We start from the raw sequence: 20755 nt of genomic DNA, 5'->3' as shown, positions 1-20755 counted from the left end.
CGGACGCGGGGTGGAGCAGCTTGGTAGCTCGTCGGGCTCATAACCCGAAGGTCGTCGGTTCAAATCCGGCCCCCGCAACCAATTTTAGATTGGATGCAAGTTTGGTAGTGCTAACCACACTACAAGTTAAATAAGTTAGTCATTTTAGTGACAAAGTTATTTAACGTATCAGGGTCCAGCAACAAAAAACCCCGACTTTCGGGGTTTTTTGTTATCTGAATTTCTCTCTGTATCAAACAGTCAGTGTTCAGATCTTGCTTGGTTTTTTTATTGGGCTCTGAGCCCTTTTTTTATTTCTGGAGTGGTTTGAATGACTGGTTTAGAAAGACAACTGACAGAGATGCTTGAAGCACCCGTTGTTGCATCAGGTTATGAGTTGGTTGGATTAGAATTTATTCGTGCTGGTGAGCACTCAACCTTGCGTATCTTTATTGACCACGAAAATGGCATCACTGTTGATGACTGTGCTGAAGTAAGTCACCAAGTGAGTGCGGTTTTGGACGTAGAAGATCCAATTTCAGTGGCTTATAGCCTAGAGGTTTCTTCACCAGGTTTAGACAGACCACTTTTTAAACCTGCACATTACGAGCAGTTCATTGGCCAAGAAGTCAATGTTGTACTGAAGATGGCTGTCGCCAACCGTCGTAAATGGAAAGGCGAAATTCATTCTGTTGATGGTGAGACGATCACGCTGACTGTTGATGGACAGCAAGAAGACTTTGCTTTGAGCAACATATCCAAAGCTAACCTTATCCCTAAATTTTAGTTCCTGAAAAAATTTTCAGATTAGAGGCTAATTAAATGAGTAAAGAAATTCTAGCGGTAGCAGAAGCGGTATCGAACGAGAAAGCGGTACCTCGTGAGCGTATCTTTGAAGCTTTGGAGATTGCTCTAGCGACTTCGACTAAGAAAAAATACGAAATCGAAATTGATGTTCGTGTTGCAATCGACCGTAAAACGGGCGAGTTCGTGACATTCCGTCGTTGGTTGGTGGTTGACGAAGTTGAAAACCCAACGAAAGAAATTTCGTTCGAAGCTGCAAACTACGACGACGAATCTGTCCAGCTTGGTGACTTTATTGAAGAAGAGATTGAGTCAGTCACGTTTGACCGCATCACCACACAAACCGCGAAACAGGTTATCGTGCAAAAAGTTCGCGAAGCGGAACGTGCACAAATCGTTGAGCAGTTTATTGACAACGAAGGTGACCTAGTTACTGGCGTTGTGAAAAAAGTAAACCGTGAAACAGTTGTTCTTGATCTAGGCAACAACGCGGAAGCGGTAATCCTACGTGACGATCAGCTACCTCGTGAAAACTTCCGTCCGGGTGACCGTGTACGTGGTCTTCTTTATAAAGTGGCGCCAGAAGCACGTGGCTTCCAACTATTCATCACGCGTTCTAAACCAGAAATGCTTGCTGAACTATTCCGAGTTGAAGTGCCTGAAATCGCAGAAGAGATCATTGAGCTTAAAGCGGCTGCACGCGATCCTGGTTCTCGCGCCAAAATTGCAGTGAAAACCAACGACAGACGTATCGATCCAGTGGGTGCGTGTGTTGGCATGCGTGGTGCTCGTGTTCAGGCGGTTTCTGGTGAGCTTGGCGGCGAGCGTATCGATATCGTGCTTTGGGACGATAACCCGGCTCAGTTCGTTATCAACGCGATGGCACCAGCGGATGTTGCATCCATCATCGTTGATGAAGATGCACACTCGATGGATATCGCAGTTGAGGCGGGTAACTTGGCTCAAGCTATCGGTCGTAATGGTCAAAACGTACGTCTTGCCTCTCAGCTAACTGGTTGGGAACTCAACGTAATGACGGTTGAAGATCTGCAAAAGAAACACGCAGAAGAGTCTCAAGCGTCAATCGAAAACTTCATGAAGTATCTGGATATTGAAGAAGACTTTGCACAACTTTTGGTTGAGGAAGGTTTCTCTACACTAGAAGAAGTCGCATACGTACCAGTTAATGAGCTATTAGAAGTTGAAGGTCTGGATGAAGACCTAATTGAAGAACTTCGTAGCCGCGCGAAAGACGCGCTAACGACAATTGCACTTGCTCGTGAAGAGTCATTTGAAGGCGTAGAGCCAGCAGAAGATCTGCTGAGCCTTGAAGGTCTTGAACGTGATATGGCCTTCAAACTGGCTGCTAAAGGTGTTTCGACACTGGAAGATCTAGCAGACCAAGGCATCGATGATTTAGAAGGTATCGACGGTCTAACAGAAGAGCGTGCCGGTCAGTTGATCATGGCAGCGCGTAATATCTGTTGGTTCGGAGAAGAAGCATAATATTCAGCAAGGGGAGGAAGCGGCATGACACAACTTACAGTTAAAGCACTGAGTGAAGAAATTGGTACGCCAGTTGACCGCTTATTGGAACAACTTGCTGATGCAGGCATGAAAAAATCGAGTTCAGATCAAGTATCAGATGAAGAGAAGCAGAAACTGTTGACTCATCTGAAAAAAGAGCACGGTGACACTTCAGGTGAGACCGAACCAACTCGTTTGACTCTACAGCGTAAAACACGCAGCACGCTAAGTGTTAATGCTGGCGGCGGTAAGAGTAAAGATGTTCAGATTGAAGTGCGCAAAAAACGTACCTACGTGAAACGTAGTGCAATCGAAGACGAAGCAAAACGCGAAGCTGAAGAAGCGGCGCAACGTGAAGCTGAAGAAGCAGCAAAACGTGCGGCCGAAGAAGCAGCGAAACGTGAAGCTGAAGAAAAAGCGAAACGTGAAGCTGAAGAAAAAGCAAAACGTGAAGCTGAAGAAGCCGCAAAACGTGAAGCTGAGAAATCGGTTGATCGTAATGCAGAAGAGAAAACGAAACGTGATGCTGAAGGTAAAGCAAAACGTGACGTTGAAGAAAAAGTTAAGCAAGAAGCAGCGCGAAAAGAGGCCGAAGAGCTAAAACGTCGTCAGGAAGAAGAAGCTAAGCGTAAGGCTGAAGAGGAAAGTCAGCGCAAGCTTGAAGAAGCTCGCGAGATGGCTGAAAAGAATAAAGAGCGTTGGTCTGCTGCAGAAGAGAATAAGGGTGATATGGAAGATACAGATTACCATGTAACGACTTCACAATATGCACGTGAAGCCGAAGATGAAGCAGATCGTAAAGAAGAAGAAGCTCGTCGCCGTAAGAAGAAGACTAAATCTTCTGCTAAAGCGAGCGAAAATGATGAGCGTGGTGGCCCACGTGTACAACGTGGCGGAAAGGGTGGCCGTAAAGGCAAACTTTCTAAGCCTAAATCAATGCAACACGGTTTTGATAAGAGCGCAGTTGTTGCGAAATCAGACGTTGTGATTGGTGAAACGATCATTGTTTCAGAACTTGCGAACAAGATGTCGGTAAAAGCGACAGAAGTTATCAAAGTGATGATGAAGATGGGTGCTATGGCAACCATCAACCAAGTTATCGACCAAGAAACAGCGCAGCTTGTTGCTGAAGAAATGGGTCATAAAGTTGTCCTACGCAAAGAAAACGAGCTTGAAGAAGCGGTACTTTCTGATCGTGACAACATGTTTGAAGCGGTACCACGTGCTCCTGTTGTAACCATCATGGGCCACGTTGACCATGGTAAAACGTCAACGCTTGACTACATTCGTCGTACTCACGTTGCATCTGGCGAAGCGGGCGGCATTACTCAGCACATCGGCGCATACCACGTTGAAACTGAAAACGGCATGATCACCTTCCTAGATACTCCTGGACACGCGGCGTTTACCGCAATGCGTGCTCGTGGTGCTCAAGCGACGGATATCGTTGTTCTTGTTGTTGCGGCAGACGATGGTGTAATGCCACAAACTGTAGAAGCAATTCAGCACGCGAAAGCGGCGGGTGTTCCACTGATTGTTGCAGTGAACAAGATCGATAAAGAAGAAGCAAACCCAGACAACGTTAAGAACGAGCTATCTCAGTACAACGTAATGCCTGAAGAGTGGGGCGGTGAGAACATGTTCGTTCACATCTCTGCGAAACAAGGTACTAACATTGATCAACTACTTGAGACAATCCTTCTTCAAGCTGAAGTTCTAGAACTAACAGCAGTGAAAGAAGGTATGGCTTCTGGTGTGGTTGTGGAATCTCGCCTTGATAAAGGTCGTGGTCCTGTTGCAACTGTACTTGTTCAATCTGGTACGCTACGTAAAGGCGATATCGTTCTATGTGGTCAAGAGTATGGCCGTGTACGTGCGATGCGTGACGAAATCGGTAACGAAGTTAACGAAGCTGGTCCATCAATCCCTGTAGAGATCTTAGGTCTTTCTGGCGTTCCAGCGGCAGGTGATGAAGCGACTGTGGTTCGTGATGAGCGTAAAGCACGTGAAGTTGCTAACTACCGCGCTGGTAAGTTCCGCGAAGTGAAACTGGCTCGTCAACAGAAGTCTAAACTAGAGAACATGTTCTCTAACATGGCGGCTGGTGATGTTGCAGAATTGAACATCGTACTGAAAGCGGACGTACAAGGCTCTGTTGAAGCTATCGCAGACTCACTAACAAAACTTTCAACTGAAGAAGTGAAAGTGAACATTGTGGGCTCTGGTGTTGGTGGTATCACTGAGACTGATGCGGTTCTGGCTGAAGCGTCTAACGCGATCATCTTGGGCTTTAACGTTCGTGCTGATGCCTCTGCGCGTCGTGCTATCGAAGCGGCAAGCATTGATCTACGTTACTACTCAATCATTTACCAATTGATTGACGAAGTGAAACAAGCGATGAGCGGTATGCTTGCGCCTGAATTCAAACAAGAGATCATTGGTCTGGCTGAAGTTCGTGACGTATTTAAGTCACCTAAGCTTGGCGCAATCGCTGGCTGTATGGTTACTGAAGGTCTGATCAAGCGTAACGCACCAATCCGTGTACTTCGTGATAACGTTGTAATTTACGAAGGTGAGCTTGAGTCACTACGTCGCTTTAAAGACGACGTTGCAGAAGTTAAGAATGGCTACGAGTGTGGTATCGGCGTTAAGAACTACAATGACGTTCGCGTTGGTGACCAAATCGAAGTATTCGAAACGATTGAGATCAAGCGTACTATCGATTAATTGACTAAAATTGCCGATAACGGGCAATAGTAGGTTGTTGAATACGCCATGGGGGGTTGGGATATCCACCCCCCATTCTTTCTATATAAGAGAAAAGATATGTCAAAAGATTTTAGCCGCACGCAGCGTGTTTCACAGCAGCTGCAAAAAGAACTTGCGATGATCCTTCAGCGTGAAGTTCGTGATTCTCGTTTGGGCATGGTGACGATTTCTGATGTGGAAGTCTCACGTGACCTCGCTTATGCGAAAGTGTTTGTTACCTTCCTGTGCATTGGCGAGCAAACCCCTGAATCTTGTCTTGCCGCGCTGCGTGAACACGAAGTGCATATTCGCATGATGTTGGGTAAACGTATCCGTCTTCGTCTAACGCCAGAAGTTCGCTTCTATTATGACAACACTTTGGTTGAAGGTATGCGCATGTCAAACCTAGTAACGGAAGTGGTTAACAAAGACAAACTCAAGCAAAAAGATGCAGGTCGTGAGGACGAAGAGTAATGGCTCGTCGTCGTAAAGGTCGCCCGATTGATGGTGTTATCTTATTAGATAAACCAACAGGAATGTCATCTAACGATGCTTTGCAAAAAGTAAAACGTCTTTACTTCGCTGAAAAAGCCGGCCATACAGGCGCGCTTGACCCTTTGGCGACGGGTATGTTGCCAATCTGCCTTGGTGAAGCGACAAAGTTTTCTCAGTTCTTGCTCGACTCAGACAAACGCTATCGAGTGATTGCCAAGCTAGGTGAGCGCACCGACACCTCAGATTCTGACGGTGACGTAGTGGAAACGCGCCCTGTTAACGTGACGCTTGAGACCCTAGAAGCGTGTATTGCGAAATTCCGTGGCGAATCTGATCAAGTACCCTCGATGTTCTCAGCATTGAAATATCAAGGTAAGCCTTTATATGAATATGCACGTAAAGGCATTGAGGTGCCACGTGAGTCTCGTAAGATAACCGTCTATGAGATCACTCTTCACCGCTTTGAAGGCGAGGAAGTGGAAATGGAAGTGCATTGCTCAAAAGGTACTTACATTCGCACAATCGTCGACGATCTAGGTGAAATGCTTGGCTGTGGTGCCCACGTAACCATGCTACGTCGTACAGGTGTTGCAAAATACCCTTATGAAAACATGGTGACCTTAGAGCAGCTTAATGAATTGGTTGATAACGCCAATCGTGATGGTGTTGCACCACGTGAGGTGTTGGATCCACTGCTGATGCCGATGGATACCGCAGTTGAAGATTTGCCAGAAGTGAATCTGATCGCGGATCTAGCCGATATGGTGATGCATGGCCAAGCTGTTCAAGTCTTGGGTGCGCCTACAGAAGGCCAACTCAGACTGACCATGGGTGAAGAAAGACGCTTTATCGGTGTCGGTGAAATGAATCGCGATGGGAAAATTGCACCAAAACGTTTGGTGGTTTTTCGCGACGAAGAGTAGCGAAGCAGAGCATAAATAAAAATACCGGCACAGAGGCCGGTATTTTTGTATTGCTCAAAGGGAGAATATTCCCTATAATTCGCGCTCCTCGTGTCGGCTGAATCAGAGATTGGCTGGCACAAATATTAACCTACTCTTATTAGGAGAGAATTATGTCTCTGAATGCAGAAACTAAAGCAGCAATCGTTGCTGATTACGCACGTGGCGAAGGCGACACTGGTTCACCAGAAGTACAAGTAGCACTACTAACTGCTTCTATCAACCACCTACAAGGTCACTTCCAAGCGCACAAAGGCGATCACCACAGCCGTCGTGGTCTTCTACGCATGGTTTCTCGTCGTCGTAAGCTTCTAGACTACCTAAAAGGTAAAGATCTAGCTCGCTACCAAGACCTAATCAAACGTCTAGGCCTACGTCGCTAATTAGTGACTGCATAGCACAGTTTGTTGAAAAAGGGGCTATATGCCCCTTTTTTGTACGCTAAATTTAGCCAAATCGTTTTCAAGCCGTTATACTACGGTCGGTCATTTCCTTAGTGGAAATGACGATATCGTTCATCGCATTACAGTCAACCTCGTCGACCTAAAGGTCGCGACTATTAAAAGTGGGTTTCTCTAACCTTGGGGACTGAAAGTGACTTCTGTTTCTATTCTCTGTAAGCCTGTTTTTACTAGTCGCGATTCGTAATGCATGGACATCTGATAACTCATCTAAGCCTCGCTTAGAACAAGGAATAACAATGTTCGAAAAACCAGTTGTTAAAACGTTCCAGTACGGTAACCACACGGTTACTCTAGAAACTGGCGTTATCGCACGTCAAGCAACCGCTGCTGTTATGGTTACTATGGATGACACTGCAGTATTTGTTTCTGTTGTCGGTAAGAAAGAAGCAGTTCCAGGTCAGGACTTCTTCCCTCTAACCGTAAACTACCAAGAGCGTACTTACGCTGCAGGTAAAATTCCTGGTGGTTTCTTCAAGCGTGAAGGCCGTCCTTCTGAAGGTGAAACGCTGACTGCACGTCTAATCGACCGCCCAATTCGTCCTCTATTCCCAGAGGGTTTTAATAACGAAGTACAAGTTATCGCCACGGTAGTGTCTGTTAACCCAGACGTACAACCAGATATCCCAACCATGATTGGTACCTCTGCAGCGCTTGCTATCTCTGGTATTCCATTCAACGGTCCTATCGGCGCAGCACGTGTTGGTCACATTGACGGTCAACTTGTACTAAACCCAAGCAACACTGAACTAAACGCATCTCGTCTAGATCTTGTTGTTGCGGGTACTGAATCTGCAGTGCTAATGGTTGAGTCAGAAGCTGACAACCTAACTGAAGAAGAAATGCTATCTGCAGTGGTATTTGGTCACGACCAACAACAAGCAGTGATCAAAGCGATCAACGAATTCGCAGCAGAAGTTGCGACGCCATCTTGGAATTGGGTTGCTCCTGAAGCGAACACAGCTCTTAACGAGAAAGTGGCGGATCTAGCAGAAGCGAAACTTGTTGAAGCTTACAAAATTACTGAAAAGATGGCTCGTTACGACCGTATCCATGAGATTGCGGCAGAAGTTAATGCAGTTATCCTTGCTGAAGATCCAGAAGCAGATGCAAAAGAAATTCACACTATCTTCCACGATCTTGAGAAGACGGTTGTGCGTCGTAGCATCATTGCTGGCAACCCACGTATCGATGGCCGTGAAAAAGACATGGTTCGTGCACTAGATGTACGTACTGGCGTTCTTCCACGTACTCACGGTTCTTCACTATTCACTCGTGGTGAGACTCAGGCGCTCGTAACGGCGACGCTAGGTACTCAACGTGATGCACAAATCATCGACGAGCTAACGGGTGAGAAGAAAGATTACTTCCTACTACACTACAACTTCCCTCCATACTGTGTAGGCGAAACGGGTTTTGTAGGTTCTCCGAAGCGTCGTGAAATCGGTCACGGTAAACTTGCGAAGCGTGGTATTGCTGCAGTAATGCCATCAATTGATGAGTTCCCATACACAGTACGTGTTGTTTCAGAAATCACAGAATCTAACGGTTCATCTTCAATGGCTTCTGTATGTGGTACTTCTCTAGCGCTTATGGACGCTGGTGTGCCAATCAAGGCTTCTGTTGCTGGTATCGCAATGGGTCTGGTTAAAGAAGGCGACGATTTTGTTGTTCTTTCAGATATCCTTGGTGACGAAGACCACCTAGGTGACATGGACTTTAAAGTTGCAGGTACTTCTACTGGTATCACTGCACTTCAAATGGACATCAAGATCGAAGGTATCACGAAAGAGATCATGCAGATTGCGCTTAACCAAGCTCAAGGCGCGCGTAAGCACATCCTATCTGTAATGGATCAAGCTATCTCTGGTGCTCGTGACGATATCTCTGAGTTCGCTCCTCGCATCCACACGATGAAGATCAGCGCAGACAAGATCAAAGACGTTATCGGTAAAGGTGGCGCAGTGATCCGTGCTCTAACTGAAGAGACAGGCACAACCATCGAAATCGAAGATGACGGTACTATCAAGATTGCAGCAACAGAAGGTGCGGCAGCGAAAGAAGCGATCCGTCGTATTCAAGAGATCACCGCTGAAGTTGAAGTGGGCGTAATCTACACAGGTAAAGTAGCTCGCCTAGCGGATTTTGGTGCGTTCGTAACGATTCTTCCAGGTAAAGATGGTCTTGTTCACATTTCTCAAATCGCTGACAAGCGTGTAGAGAAAGTGTCTGACTACCTAACTGAAGGTCAAGAAGTTCAAGTTAAAGTACTTGAAATCGACCGCCAAGGCCGCGTTCGTCTAAGCATGAAAGAAGCGGTAGAAAAGCCAGTTGAAGCAGAAGCGCCAGCGGCAGAAGAAGAGTAATCTTCACGTTGACACATACTTGTCTAGGGCTTTTCTCGCTTAAAAGCCTGAAAGCATGTTATAAAGGGGAGCATTGAGCTCCCCTTTTTATTTTCGCAGTCTTCACAGGAGTGCCTTTTAGTGAAATGGTTTCAAACCGTTAGTCTGTGTATCGCGTTGGCGACAACAGGCTGTGCATCAACCACCAGTGGCAACAAGAGTCAGTGGGTGTATCCGCCAATGGCAGTGCCATTGCAGGCGAGTGTCCAGCAAGAGGTGCAAATTGCGCGTTTGTCACAATTGCTGCAACGCACCGATCTCAGTGATGAAGTTCGTGCGAAAATGCATTACGAACGTGGCAACTACTATGACAGTGTCGGTTTGCGTGATTTAGCCAGACTCGATTTTAATCAGTCTCTGCAATTGAATCCTGCACAGCCAGATATCTTCAATTTATTGGGCGTCTATTTCACACAAGTGGGTGAATATGATGCCGCTTACGAAGCATTCGACTCAACGTTAGAGCTCGACCCAAGCAATAGTTATGCAGAGCGTAATCGCGCTATCGCACTCTATTACGGTGGCCGTTTGGATCTGGCAAAAGAAGAGATGCAGAAGCATTATCAAGATGATCCGCACGATCCGTTTCGTGTGCTTTGGCTGTACATCATTGAATCGGATCTCGATCCTGTTCAAGCCAAGGCGGATTTACTGAGTCGCTATCAACAGCGCAGTGAAGAGTGGGGATGGGTGCTGGTTGCGTTAATGGGTGAGCAAGTGTCTGAGGAACAAGCGTTCAAAGCGATCATTGATGCATCTCGTGAAAATGTGCTATTGGCGCAGCGTTTAACCGAAGTCTATTTCTATCTTGCCAAGCGCTATCAGCAGAAAGGCGACTTTGCCAATGCGATCTCATTGTATAAGTTAGCGATCTCTTTCAATGTTTATGAGTACGTTGAGCATCGCTACGCGTTTTTAGAACTTGGGCATATATATCAGCAACTTCAGTCGGAGCGACTGGCTAAGGCACAAGCAAAAAGTACGCCATAGGCATTGTCACTTCGCCAGTGAACCACCCTCGACATTGATGATGCTCGAGGGTTTCTTTTAGCGCCCGCCAAATCAAGTTCTAGTTTTCATTGTTCTGTTTGAGTTTTCCTAGATGAACGTCTCCATTTATCGCCAATTTTGGCGCTATACCATACCGACCATTGCCGCCATGCTTGTGAACGGCTTATATCAAGTGGTGGATGGTATTTTTATTGGCCATTACGTTGGTGCCGCAGGGCTTGCGGGGATTAATGTGGCGTGGCCACTGATTGGCTCTATTTTGGGTATCGGTTTAATGGTGGGAGTAGGAACAGGCGCGCTGGCTTCTATCCGACTTGGTGAGAAACAGCCGCAAAAAGCGCAAGCCGTGTTGTCGACGGGCTTGGTACTGTTGCTGCTGATGAGCCCTGTGGTGTCGATTTTGCTCTGGTGCTTTGCGGATGACTTTCTGCGTTTGCAAGGCGCGCAAGGAGAGGTGTTCCAACTCGGCTTACAGTATCTCGACGTATTGGTGTTTTCTTGCTTGTTCACCTTGGGCTCGATCGCCATGCCGATTTTGCTGCGCAATGATGGTAGTCCCAATTTGGCGACGATGCTGATGGTGTTGGGCGCGATCACCAATATCGTTCTCGACTACCTGTTTATCGGTCTATTGCAGTGGCAGTTAACGGGGGCGGCAATCGCCACAGCATTGGCTCAAATGGTGGTGCTGCTGGTGGGGCTCAGATACTTTTTTTCACGCAAAGCCAAACTGCGTTTGTCGAAGCACAATTTCTCGTTTCAATGGCGTTTGTTACCACAAATTTTCGCTATTGGGACGTCAAGCTTCTTTATGTACGCCTATGGCTCCATGATGGTGGCGCTGCACAATAGCTTGTTGTTGAGCTATGGTAGCCCAGTGTTGGTGGGGGCTTATGCGATCCTTGGTTACATCATCGTTGTCTATTATTTGATTGCAGAAGGAATTGCTAATGGTATGCAGCCATTGGCGAGTTTCTATCATGGGGCTGGCCACAGTGACAATATCAAAAAGTTACTCAAAATTGCGATGAGCTCTGCGGTGCTGACGGGCATGGTGTTTATTGGTTTATTGAATCTATTCCCTGAGCAAGTGGTGGCGGTATTTAATGCGAACGACGCTGAACTGACTCAGCACACCATTACGGGGATACGACTCCATATGTTTGCCATGTTCTTAGATGGCTTTCTGGTGGTGACAGCGGCCTACTATCAATCGGTGAACCGTGGTGGAAAGGCGTTATTTGTCAGTATTGGCAATATGATGGTGCAACTGCCGTTTCTCTTCATTATGCCTAAATTGCTCGGTATTACTGGGGTTTGGCTGGCTTTCCCATTGTCAAATATTGCACTGACCTTAGTGGTGGCGGTTATGCTATGGCGCGATATCAAGCGAATGCCTAAAAATCAGTGGGTTGAAGCGTAGGTATATGGAAGAACATCGAAGAGTAGGAAAATAGAACGGTAAGATAACAAAGAGGGTGCAAGCCCTCTTTGTTGTTTTAACAGGATAAAGCTAGAGATTTTTCACCTCTAGGCCTGCAATTTGGTGCCAGTAGCCATTGCATTGACGGTCTTCGATTTGACGCGGCTGTACGCCTTGTTCGTTGGCGCGAAATTGATCGACAGTCGTCAATGTCTCTAACCCTAATGGGCTGACACGCACCACATCCACCAATCCTTGCATGGCAGGGAGATCGTTAATCAGGTTGTAGCAGTAACCGGATTGCGTCTGTATGCCATTGAGATTGAATACCGCTTGGCCTTCTTGGCTGTGCACTTGAATGCCCGTTGGGTATTTGATGCAGCAGGTTTCACAGTCGTCTTTGGCTTTGTTTTCTGCTCGGGCGGTAAAGCAGCGTGCGGAATAGGCGAGCGGCAAATAGCCATGGCTAAAGACTTCTACTTCAAATTGGTTGCGAATGCCCACTTCATCGCATTGGGTTAATACGTTTTGCAGCCATTCACGAGACAACTCGACAGGCATGCACCAACGAATCATCCCTTGTTTAAGGAACAATTTAAGCGTGTGCGCATTGTATGTGTTGACTGCTGGGCCTACAACAAAGGGAACACGCTTTTCAAACGCCAACTGAATAGCCGATACGTCGTTCGCTTCAATGGCAAAGTCACCGTTATCGATGTACTTTTTCATCACGTTGACTTCGCTTGGGGCTTCGAGCAGTGCCATGGTGGAAAGCACCACTTGCTTGCCTGCACTGGAAAGCTCTTTCGCCAACTCAAACCAGTGTGCAGGTTTCATTTCACGGCGTTTGGAGCAGACCGATTCCCCCAAATAGATGATGTCGGCAGAGCTGTTTTTCGCTTGATGGTAAAAGTCTTCAACATTCTGCTTGGGCCAGAAGTAAAGTAGCGGACCGAGTGAGTATTTCATCTTGTTTCCTTGAATCCTTATTGCCATTGACGATGATAAGCGCCGAGCGTGGTTTGTGTCCCTTCGGAGACATTCGCCAGTGCGGCATTCCAAGCCTCTTCCACTTGATAGGCTTGTGGATTCGCTTGGTAACGATCAATCGCCGCGCGCCAAGTTCGAGTCACTTGCTCGACATAGGCAGGGCTACGCTGACGGCCTTCGATTTTTACCGAGGCGATATTGGCAGCAAACAGTTCCGGCAGCAACGACAGCGTGTTGAGACTGGTTGGCTCTTCTAGTGCGTGGTAGCGTTTGGATTCCCCCTCTATGTGAGCATCAAAGCGGCCTTTACAGAGAGTCGGATAGCCTGCGTTTTCACCATGACCGTATTTGTCGATCAATATGTTATTGAGACGTGACTCTAGCCCCGTTGGTGTTTCTTGCCAGCGTACATATTTGGCGGGTGAGCAAGCGCCGACGGTATTGGGAGACTCTCCCGTTAAATAGGAAGACAAGTAGCAGCGGCCTTCTGACATGATGCACAAGCTACCAAAGGCAAAAACCTCCAACTCTACCCCTTGTGGGATATTGCGTGACAGTTGCTTCACTTGATGAATCGACAATACGCGCGGCAGTACAACGCGTTTAACATTGAAATTCTGCTGATAGAACTCGACCGCTGCGACATTGGTGGCCGAGGCTTGAACCGATAAATGCAGTTCAAGGTGAGGGTATTTTCGTGCTGCATATTCTAACACAGCGATGTCGGCAACGATCAGAGCATCGATACCCAATGCCGCCGCCATATCGACCGCATTTGTCCAACGCTCAAAGCCATCTGGATGCGCAAACGTGTTCAAGGCGACGTGAATTTTTTTCTGGTGATCGTGGACGTATTGAACCGCTTTCTCGAGTTTTTTCCCGCTGAAGTTCAGTCCAGCGAAATGACGGGCATTTGTATCATCTTTAAAGCCGATATACACCGCATCGGCACCGCAGTCGATGGCGGTTTTCAGAGCAGGAAGATTACCTGCTGGACAAAGGAGTTCCATATGCTCACTACAAATTGAGACGAAAAGGGTGTGGGCATTTTATGAAGGAATATGAATAGCAGAATTGATGTAAGTTAGGTTTGGCGCAATAAATTGAGATTTACCTCTTTTGGAGAGGGGAGAAGGTCAGTTTTTATGGCGACGATTTTGCGCAAACAGTTCTTCTATCTCATGTTTAGGCTGAGGGCGATGGAAATGGAAACCCTGGATCGAGTGACAGCGCAAATTCGACAGGAGTGCCGCTTGCTGATGAGTTTCTACCCCTTCGGCCACCACGGTGAGATTGAGAGATTTGCCGAGATTAATGATGTTTTCAATCACCGTGACCTGCTTCGGTAAAACGTCAATGTCGTTGATAAACGCGCGGTCGATCTTCAGCTCATCAATCGGGAAGCGGGCTAAATACGCCAGTGAGGAATAACCGGTACCAAAGTCATCGATGGAGAGTGAGAAGCCCAGTTTCTTAATCGCGTTGAGCATCTGAATAGTGTGGTCACTGTCACTCATTACCGCACTTTCGGTCAGCTCGAAGGTGATGCAGTTAGGGTCTAACTCCGTAGTTCGCAGGAGTTTTTCCATAAAGTCGATCAATTTGGGATTACCAAACTGTTCTGGCGATAAGTTAATTGCAACACGCCCAGGCAGAATCCCCTGGAGTTTCCAGCGTTTGACTGTGTTGAACACATCGCGCATAACCACACGGCCGAGATGTTCAATCAATCCCGCCTTTTCGGCTACGGGAATAAAGGCCGCAGGGCTAATGTATCCTTCGACAGGGTGCTTCCAGCGTACTAACGCTTCGGCGCCATTAATGCTGAAGTCACGCGCATTCACTTTCGGTTGATACCACACTTCAAGGCCATTTTGCTGTAGTGCTTTTTGCAGTTCGATCTCCAACCAGAGGCGCATACGTGCTTCTTTGTTCATCTGGTCGTTAAACTTGATGAGTCGGTTGCGTCCGCGATCTTTGGCTTCGTACATCGCGGTATCGGCATTTTGCAACAGCACTCGCGCATCTTGGCCATCTTCAGGATAACGAACACTGCCGATAGAACAGGCAAGGCGTTTGCTGAAATGATGCAAATCAAAGGGTTGGTTGATCAAAGAGATAATCCGCTCGGAGAGGAGTTCCGCCATGCGATTGTTCTCAGGTTCAGGCAACACAATACCAAATTCATCACCGCCAAGATGGCCAATCACTGCGTGTTGTGGCAATAGGCGTTTGAGTCTAGCTGCGACCTCAAGTATGACTTTGTCCCCAATATGGTGACCAAGTGAGTCATTGATGTTTTTAAAGTTATCGATATCGAGATAAAACAACAACAAGGGGGTTTGGCTTTTAATCAACTGTTCCAAACGTTTGGTAAAACCAAAACGGTTGTAGAGTTTCGTGAGGGAGTCAATATGAATATCATCGCCGTTTTTCACCGAAAGATGTTTTGGCGTTTCATCGGCATCTTGGATCAAGATGATTTGCGATTGGCTACCCAGTATGGTGGTGAAATCCGCATGCAACTGAACGCGGCGCTCAAAGCCACAACGTGCACTTGTCATACAGATAAACGCTTTTTCTGAAAGCAGCGTTGAGAGCTTGTGGCTGAACACCATTTTGCTCTTTTCATCAATAAAAAGACGGCTTAGTTCTTCGCCCAGCAAATCATGCTGAGAATTAAAGCCCAGCAATCTCGCTGCCGAAGGGTTTGCGGACAGAATCATGTCGTCTTCAACCAACAGTAATCCATCAGGCAGCAGCTGGGTTAAGCGTGAAAATTTGGTCTCTGATTCTTCTAGGGATTTGACGAGCAGGTGCTTTTCTGAGGTGTCGATGGCTTGAAATAGCAAATGCGCAATCTCATTTCCCTCCAGAAGAGGCGATAAGCTGAAATGCAAACTGGTTTCAAGGTCGGTTTCGTCTAGGGTGATTTCCGCTTCAATGTGTTCACCAAGCAGAGCTCGCTCGTAATAGGGTTTGAGTTTAAGATAAAAATTATCCCCTAGTACTTCAGTGTCGCTCATACCGACCAGTTCTTCTTGGGTCAAACCCGCCACATCACAATAGCGTTCGTTAACCAAGCAATAGTGGTGATGTTGGTCAAGAATAGCAAAGAAAAAAGGGCTATTAGAAGTTAACTTATTAAACCAGTGGTGCATTTGCTTGGAAGGCATCAAGTACTACCCATCTCCAGAGAGCGTAATTATTCGTCCGTGTCATGAAATCGCTGAAACACAATCACTATAACTGCGATAATAGCGTTATTAAAGGCTTTATCAGTACAAGTGTGACAATATTTCATTCAAGGTCAAAAAAACGTCGCTGATTGTCATTATTTTAAACAACGCGATATGAAATCGTTTTTTGACGCACAACAGTAATTCATCACATCCTATCTACTAAGATAGACGCATTGATGACAAAGTAACGGAAAATAAGCGTGATAAACAAGATTCGCAGTCAACTAGTTCAAAATGCCGCATCAATTTTGCGATCTCCAGTCCAGTTATTGCCCCAAGTTGTACAGAAAAAAGCCTTGCTTGAAGGGCTCAAGTTGGTCTTCAAAGAAGCATTGGAAGATGGTGATTTTGAGTTTTTGGAAGGTAAGTGGTTGAAGGTAGAAGTTAAAGATCTCAACTTACGTTGGTACATCAGTTCTCAAAATGAGCAGCTCGTCGTGGCTGATAAAGAGCAAATGGAAGATGTTTGCTTTTCGGGCAATTTGAATGATTTGGTGCTGATAGCAGGTAGAAAGGAAGATCCGGACACGCTATTTTTCCAACGTCGTTTGACGATTGAAGGTGATACCGAGCTTGGATTAGAAGTAAAAAACTTAATGGACAGCGTCGATTTAGAACAGTTACCCAAAGCTGTGCAATTTAGTTTAAATCAGTTAGCAGATTTTGTTCATAAGGGAGTACAATCGCCTCAAACACATTCTGGGGTTCCAAATGCTTATTCGAACTGAAGCACCTGCCGACATACTGGTGATAGACAGCCTGCTTAAACAGGTTTTTCCAACGGATGCGGAAGCCAACTTAGTGATGGCGCTGCGCGAAAATGGCCGTTTAACCCTTTCATTAGTGGCTTGCACGGATGAGGGTGAGGTTGTGGGTCATGTTATGTTTACGCCGATGTATTTAAACGGCGAGGAAAACGGCTGGCAAGGGCTCGCACCGTTGGCGGTAAAAGCAGACTATCGACAGCAGGGCATTGCGAGCACCTTGGTCAATGAGGGGCTAACGACATTGCTGGAGTTTGGCTATCCTGCTTGCTTTGTATTAGGCGATCCCACTTTCTATCAGCGCTTTGGGTTTTCGGCGGCAAAAACATTGGGCTTCGATAGTCAATGGGAACTGCCTGAAGGGGCTTTCCAAGCGGTTGCAATGGCGGAAGGTGGGTTTGCTGGCCAGCATGGTCTAGTGAAATATAGCCCAGAGTTTGATGCTGTTTAAGCGTGACGGTTGTGTTTATATCCGAGATATCGGCCTGTTCAACAGGCCGATTTGTTTTTGGTGAGCTTTTACCTCAATGGATAAATGACGCAAAGGGCGCTTTTTTGTTAGTATGCCGTGATCTTTTTAGGTAGTAGAACAATGACAGAACACGAGAAGTTGTATTTACAAGAAATGGGGATATCCCTTTGGCAAGTGAGTCATCCTGAGCGCTTAATGGGGTATGAATCTCCGAGCATTGTGCTTCCCGATGATTGTCAGTTATTGCTTGTCGCGCCAAGTTGCCCTATTCAACACACCGCCGTGTTTTTCGAAAAAGTGCTAAAAAGTATGCAAATTGAGTTAGCGAAAGCTCGGCATATTACGCCTGAACAGCTGGGCTGGGTTAAGCCTTTAAAGGTCAATTGGGTGTGGTTTGCAGGTTGTGCGGTGAAGCCACTATCTGCAATGGAAAACGCTGCAACGGCAAATATTCTGCAATCGCCAGAGTTAAGCAAAATCGATGGTAATACAGAACATCGCCGAGAACTTTGGCAACAAATTCGTTCCTATGAGTAGTCCCAAGATGAGTTTCATTATTGTTCCTATGGCGTCAGAGCATTTGGATGCCGTTTTCCGCATTGAGCGACAAGCCCATAGCCATCCTTGGGCTGAGAGTTTGGTAAAAGATCTGTCTAGCCGTGGTGCAATGCACCATGTAATGCTACTCGGCGAGGAGGTCGTAGGTTACTTTTACGCACAAAACATCGTCGGTGAGCTGACGTTGCTTAATATTGCTGTTTCTCCTCAGCATCAGCGAAAGGGATACGGGCGTCAGCTGTTGGAAGCGTTTATCGATAAAGGTGAGGCGGCTAAGGCCGAAAGTGCCTGGCTGGAGGTGCGCGAAAGTAACCACGGCGCGATGAACCTTTATCAAGATATCGGATTTAACGAGGTAGACCGTCGTCGCAATTACTACCCAACACAATCAGGCAACGAAGACGCGATTATTATGAGTTACTTATTTGGTTGCTTTTGACTTTTGATAAGCTACTGGCCTCATGCTGGCAGCTCTCTTTTAGCCGTTGCGTAATCACGGCTACAGGGAGTGGTTTATCAAATAGATATCCTTGGAACTGCTTACAACCGAGTTCAATCAACGCATTGAGTTCCTCTTCTGTTTCTACTCCTTCTGCTATGACTTCTAAGTTCAAACGCTCCGCGATCATGATAATGGTATCGACAATGGCTTGATCACTTTGATCGAGGTGAAGTTGAGTGACAAAGGAGCGGTCAATTTTCAATACATCCACCGCAAGATGCTTAAGATAGCGTAGTGAGGAGTAACCGGTACCAAAATCATCGATCGAGATTTTGAGATCCAGCTCTTTCAACTCTGCCATTTTATTGATCGCACTTTCGACATTTTCCAATAGCAGGCTCTCGGTGATTTCCAACTCAATATGTTCGCCCGTGATATTGGCTTGTTTCAGTGCATGGGTAATGTGCTCGACAAAGGCATTTTTAGAAAACTGCAATGGACTGATGTTGATCGCTAATCGGTGAAAACTGGCGGGTAACACGTTCTCTTTCTTCCATTTGGCGTACTGGAAGCACGCTTGTTCAATGATCCAGTCCCCAATTTGCAGTATCTGCCCGGTTTCCTCTGCTATTGGCATGAATATACCAGGAGGTAGCACCCCTCTCTCTGGATGATTCCAACGAATGAGCGCTTCAACGCCAATGATTTGTTGTTGCGCGTTGACCTGAGGTTGATAATAAAGCTCCAGTTGCCCTTTATGCAGCGCTTCATGCAGCCCTTTCTCTATCTCTAAAAACGACTCCACTTGCGCCTGCATTTCAGGTTCATAAAAAACGTATTTATTGCGACCTGCGACTTTGGCTCGGTAGAGAGCGGTGTCGGCTTGGCGTAGAACGTCAATACTCGAGGCACCTTTGTCGGTGAAGCAGGATATGCCGATACTGACCGTGCAATAGAGCTGGTGGTCATCTATCGAATAGGGATTGGATATCAACGTTAATAGTTGTTGCGCCTTGTTGGCGGCGTTTTCTCTGTCAAGCGCGGGAATCAAAATGGCAAACTCATCTCCACCAATGCGTGCGGCAATTTCTCCAGTTTTCAGCCAAGCTTCTAATCGCTTAGCAATGGTTCGCATCAGCTTATCGCCAATCGTGTGACCAAGTGAATCATTAATGGTTTTAAAACGATCGAGATCGAGATAAAACAACACACCAGGCGTTTGTGATTCTTGGGACTCTTTCAGTGTCTCTGTGAGGCTTTTGAGCAGCAAGCTGCGATTGGCGAGTCCAGTGAGCGTGTCAAAATAGGCCAGCTGATTGAGTTGGCTCTCTGCGGCAGCCCTTGCTTGCCATAGATTGTGAAACGATAGCGCCAAGCGTCCCAATTCATCGTTGTTATTCCCTGGGGGGAGTTCAACGGCATTTTTCCGATTTTGTAGTGAGTTAACCCAATTGATCAGAGTAATGATTGGTTTCGACAGCTTGAAATAGAAAAAGAACAGCAATATCGACGTTAGCAGTACGTTGCGAAAGAGGTCAAACAACAGGATGCGAGACGATTTCTTGATAAAGGCTTCTGCGATACTTGAACCATCAACCGAAAAACTCAACTCACCTACCATCGTGTTGGTGTTCGGTTGATGTAATTCAGTCTTGTAAAAAGGCTGAGCAGGTGTCAGGAAGCTCGAAAGCAACTGTGTCGTAAAGTTCTGTGAGTCAACGGTGCGATGTTTCTGAGTGAGCACATCGCCAAAGTCATCAACAATTTTAACCCGATAAATCGCGCCATCCATCATCAAGGTCGAGGCGACCTGATCCGCTAATAAATGATTCAAATGATAAGCCGCTTGGCTGGCATTCGAATAATTTTGCAATAGCTTAAACTGGTAGTGCTCTTCGATACGACGTTGCTCTTGGTGTAGATCCGCCAGAATATGGTAAAGGCTAAAGCAAAGCCCCAATACAACGGATACCAGAAACACAGTTCTGGCTTGCTTAAAAGCTAACGAATGCACCTTTTTGTTTCTAAGCATACTGATGACCGCTGTGAGTTACTCTTTTAGTTATAGACGATATTTCCCGTTTGGTTAATTCTCAACTTGAAATTGCGCAACAAGGTTATTTCCCTAAGTTTCTGTTGAGTGCGTTGTACTATTGTTGAGACAAAATGTAATGGTTCACGTTATTTACTCGATAAAGCAAGATAACTACTCGTTATTAATGATAATCAGGCAAGTCTTAGCGACTGTTTATATATCGTTTTTTACTTAAGTGCTGGTCGACGTTTGGAGTAAACCGGTTAATTAAGGAAAAGGGTGAGGAAATGTAATTCGTCCCTCTAGCGCTGCGAGGAGGTGTTTGGGTACGCAAGCAGAATCGCCGTTTGATTCTGCTAAGATTGGCTATTTATCAGTACTCGCTTATTCTCATTGAAATGATGAGTTGATCGGATCAAAGTTGCCGATTGGCCGAT

17 protein-coding genes and 1 tRNA gene are annotated in these 20755 nt (G+C 46.3%); 14 read left to right on the top strand and 4 right to left on the bottom strand.

The window, feature by feature from the left end; all coding sequences use genetic code 11:
• Positions 1-4 precede the first annotated feature (4 nt).
• The 10 genes from FC652_RS13060 (at position 5) to FC652_RS13015 (ending at position 11815) form a co-directional block, all read left to right on the top strand.
• Positions 5-81 (top strand) — tRNA-Met (locus FC652_RS13060).
• A gap of 229 nt (positions 82-310) precedes the next feature.
• A complete protein-coding gene (gene rimP, locus FC652_RS13055) occupies positions 311-766 on the top strand; it encodes a ribosome maturation factor RimP (protein ID WP_176298914.1) in 456 nt (151 codons plus the stop codon).
• 35 nt (positions 767-801) lie between these two features.
• Positions 802-2289: a transcription termination factor NusA gene (gene nusA / locus FC652_RS13050; RefSeq protein WP_176298913.1), complete on the top strand. Its 1488-nt coding sequence runs from the start codon at positions 802-804 to the stop codon at positions 2287-2289.
• 24 nt (positions 2290-2313) lie between these two features.
• Complete coding sequence (gene infB, locus FC652_RS13045) at positions 2314-5037, top strand: translation initiation factor IF-2 (protein WP_176298912.1); 2724 nt, start codon at positions 2314-2316, stop codon at positions 5035-5037.
• Positions 5038-5136: 99 nt separating this feature from the next.
• Complete coding sequence (gene rbfA / locus FC652_RS13040; protein WP_080536620.1) at positions 5137-5532, top strand: 30S ribosome-binding factor RbfA; 396 nt, start codon at positions 5137-5139, stop codon at positions 5530-5532.
• Positions 5532-6476, top strand: a complete 945-nt coding sequence (truB, locus tag FC652_RS13035) for a tRNA pseudouridine(55) synthase TruB (RefSeq protein ID WP_176298911.1) — start codon at positions 5532-5534, stop codon at positions 6474-6476. The genes rbfA and truB overlap by 1 nt, the downstream gene beginning before the upstream one ends.
• A gap of 152 nt (positions 6477-6628) precedes the next feature.
• Positions 6629-6898 (top strand): 30S ribosomal protein S15, encoded by a 270-nt coding sequence (rpsO, locus tag FC652_RS13030; protein WP_011079620.1) that lies wholly within the window; start codon positions 6629-6631, stop codon positions 6896-6898.
• A 317-nt stretch (positions 6899-7215) separates the two neighbouring features.
• Positions 7216-9342 (top strand): polyribonucleotide nucleotidyltransferase, encoded by a 2127-nt coding sequence (gene pnp, locus FC652_RS13025; protein WP_011079626.1) that lies wholly within the window; start codon positions 7216-7218, stop codon positions 9340-9342.
• A gap of 120 nt (positions 9343-9462) precedes the next feature.
• Positions 9463-10371: a lipoprotein NlpI gene (nlpI, locus tag FC652_RS13020; protein WP_176298910.1), complete on the top strand. Its 909-nt coding sequence runs from the start codon at positions 9463-9465 to the stop codon at positions 10369-10371.
• 112 nt (positions 10372-10483) lie between these two features.
• Positions 10484-11815 carry an MATE family efflux transporter gene (locus FC652_RS13015; RefSeq protein WP_176298909.1) on the top strand — a complete coding sequence of 444 codons (1332 nt, stop codon included), beginning with the start codon at positions 10484-10486 and terminating at the stop codon, positions 11813-11815.
• A 90-nt stretch (positions 11816-11905) separates the two neighbouring features.
• On the opposite strand, the gene FC652_RS13010 is transcribed toward FC652_RS13015, so the two are convergent.
• The 3 genes from FC652_RS13010 to FC652_RS13000 all read right to left on the bottom strand — a co-directional run bounded on the left by FC652_RS13010 (position 11906) and on the right by FC652_RS13000 (position 15981).
• A complete protein-coding gene (locus FC652_RS13010) occupies positions 11906-12811 on the bottom strand; it encodes a U32 family peptidase (RefSeq protein ID WP_176298908.1) in 906 nt (301 codons plus the stop codon).
• On the bottom strand, positions 12802-13815 hold the full coding sequence (locus tag FC652_RS13005) for a peptidase U32 family protein (RefSeq protein ID WP_176298907.1): 1014 nt from the start codon (positions 13813-13815) through the stop codon (positions 12802-12804). Before FC652_RS13005 ends, FC652_RS13010 begins: the two co-directional genes overlap by 10 nt.
• Before the next feature lie 126 nt (positions 13816-13941).
• Positions 13942-15981 carry a bifunctional diguanylate cyclase/phosphodiesterase gene (locus FC652_RS13000; RefSeq protein ID WP_176298906.1) on the bottom strand — a complete coding sequence of 680 codons (2040 nt, stop codon included), beginning with the start codon at positions 15979-15981 and terminating at the stop codon, positions 13942-13944.
• Positions 15982-16247: 266 nt separating this feature from the next.
• Between FC652_RS13000 and FC652_RS12995 the strand changes: the two genes are divergently transcribed.
• The 4 genes from FC652_RS12995 to rimI all read left to right on the top strand — a co-directional run bounded on the left by FC652_RS12995 (position 16248) and on the right by rimI (position 18280).
• The gene (locus tag FC652_RS12995) at positions 16248-16775 is read left to right on the top strand and encodes an SCP2 domain-containing protein (protein WP_176298905.1); all 528 of its coding nucleotides are present in this window, start codon (positions 16248-16250) and stop codon (positions 16773-16775) included.
• Positions 16759-17262, top strand: coding sequence for a GNAT family N-acetyltransferase (locus FC652_RS12990; protein WP_176298904.1), 504 nt, complete (start codon positions 16759-16761; stop codon positions 17260-17262). The genes FC652_RS12995 and FC652_RS12990 overlap by 17 nt, the downstream gene beginning before the upstream one ends.
• Positions 17263-17403: 141 nt before the next feature.
• The gene (locus FC652_RS12985; protein WP_176298903.1) at positions 17404-17820 is read left to right on the top strand and encodes a DNA polymerase III subunit psi; all 417 of its coding nucleotides are present in this window, start codon (positions 17404-17406) and stop codon (positions 17818-17820) included.
• Positions 17821-17827: 7 nt separating this feature from the next.
• Positions 17828-18280, top strand: a complete 453-nt coding sequence (gene rimI, locus FC652_RS12980; protein ID WP_176298902.1) for a ribosomal protein S18-alanine N-acetyltransferase — start codon at positions 17828-17830, stop codon at positions 18278-18280.
• On the opposite strand, the gene FC652_RS12975 is transcribed toward rimI, so the two are convergent.
• Positions 18252-20315, bottom strand: a complete 2064-nt coding sequence (locus FC652_RS12975) for a bifunctional diguanylate cyclase/phosphodiesterase (RefSeq protein ID WP_176298901.1) — start codon at positions 20313-20315, stop codon at positions 18252-18254. The two genes, rimI and FC652_RS12975, sit on opposite strands and share 29 nt — an antisense overlap.
• Between the last annotated feature and the right edge of the window lie 440 nt (positions 20316-20755).

Origin of the sequence: Vibrio sp. 05-20-BW147 (assembly GCF_013369385.1) — a bacterium.
In the GTDB taxonomy this organism is placed as follows: domain Bacteria; phylum Pseudomonadota; class Gammaproteobacteria; order Enterobacterales; family Vibrionaceae; genus Vibrio; species Vibrio floridensis.
This window is presented reverse-complemented; position numbering and strand designations above follow the sequence as displayed.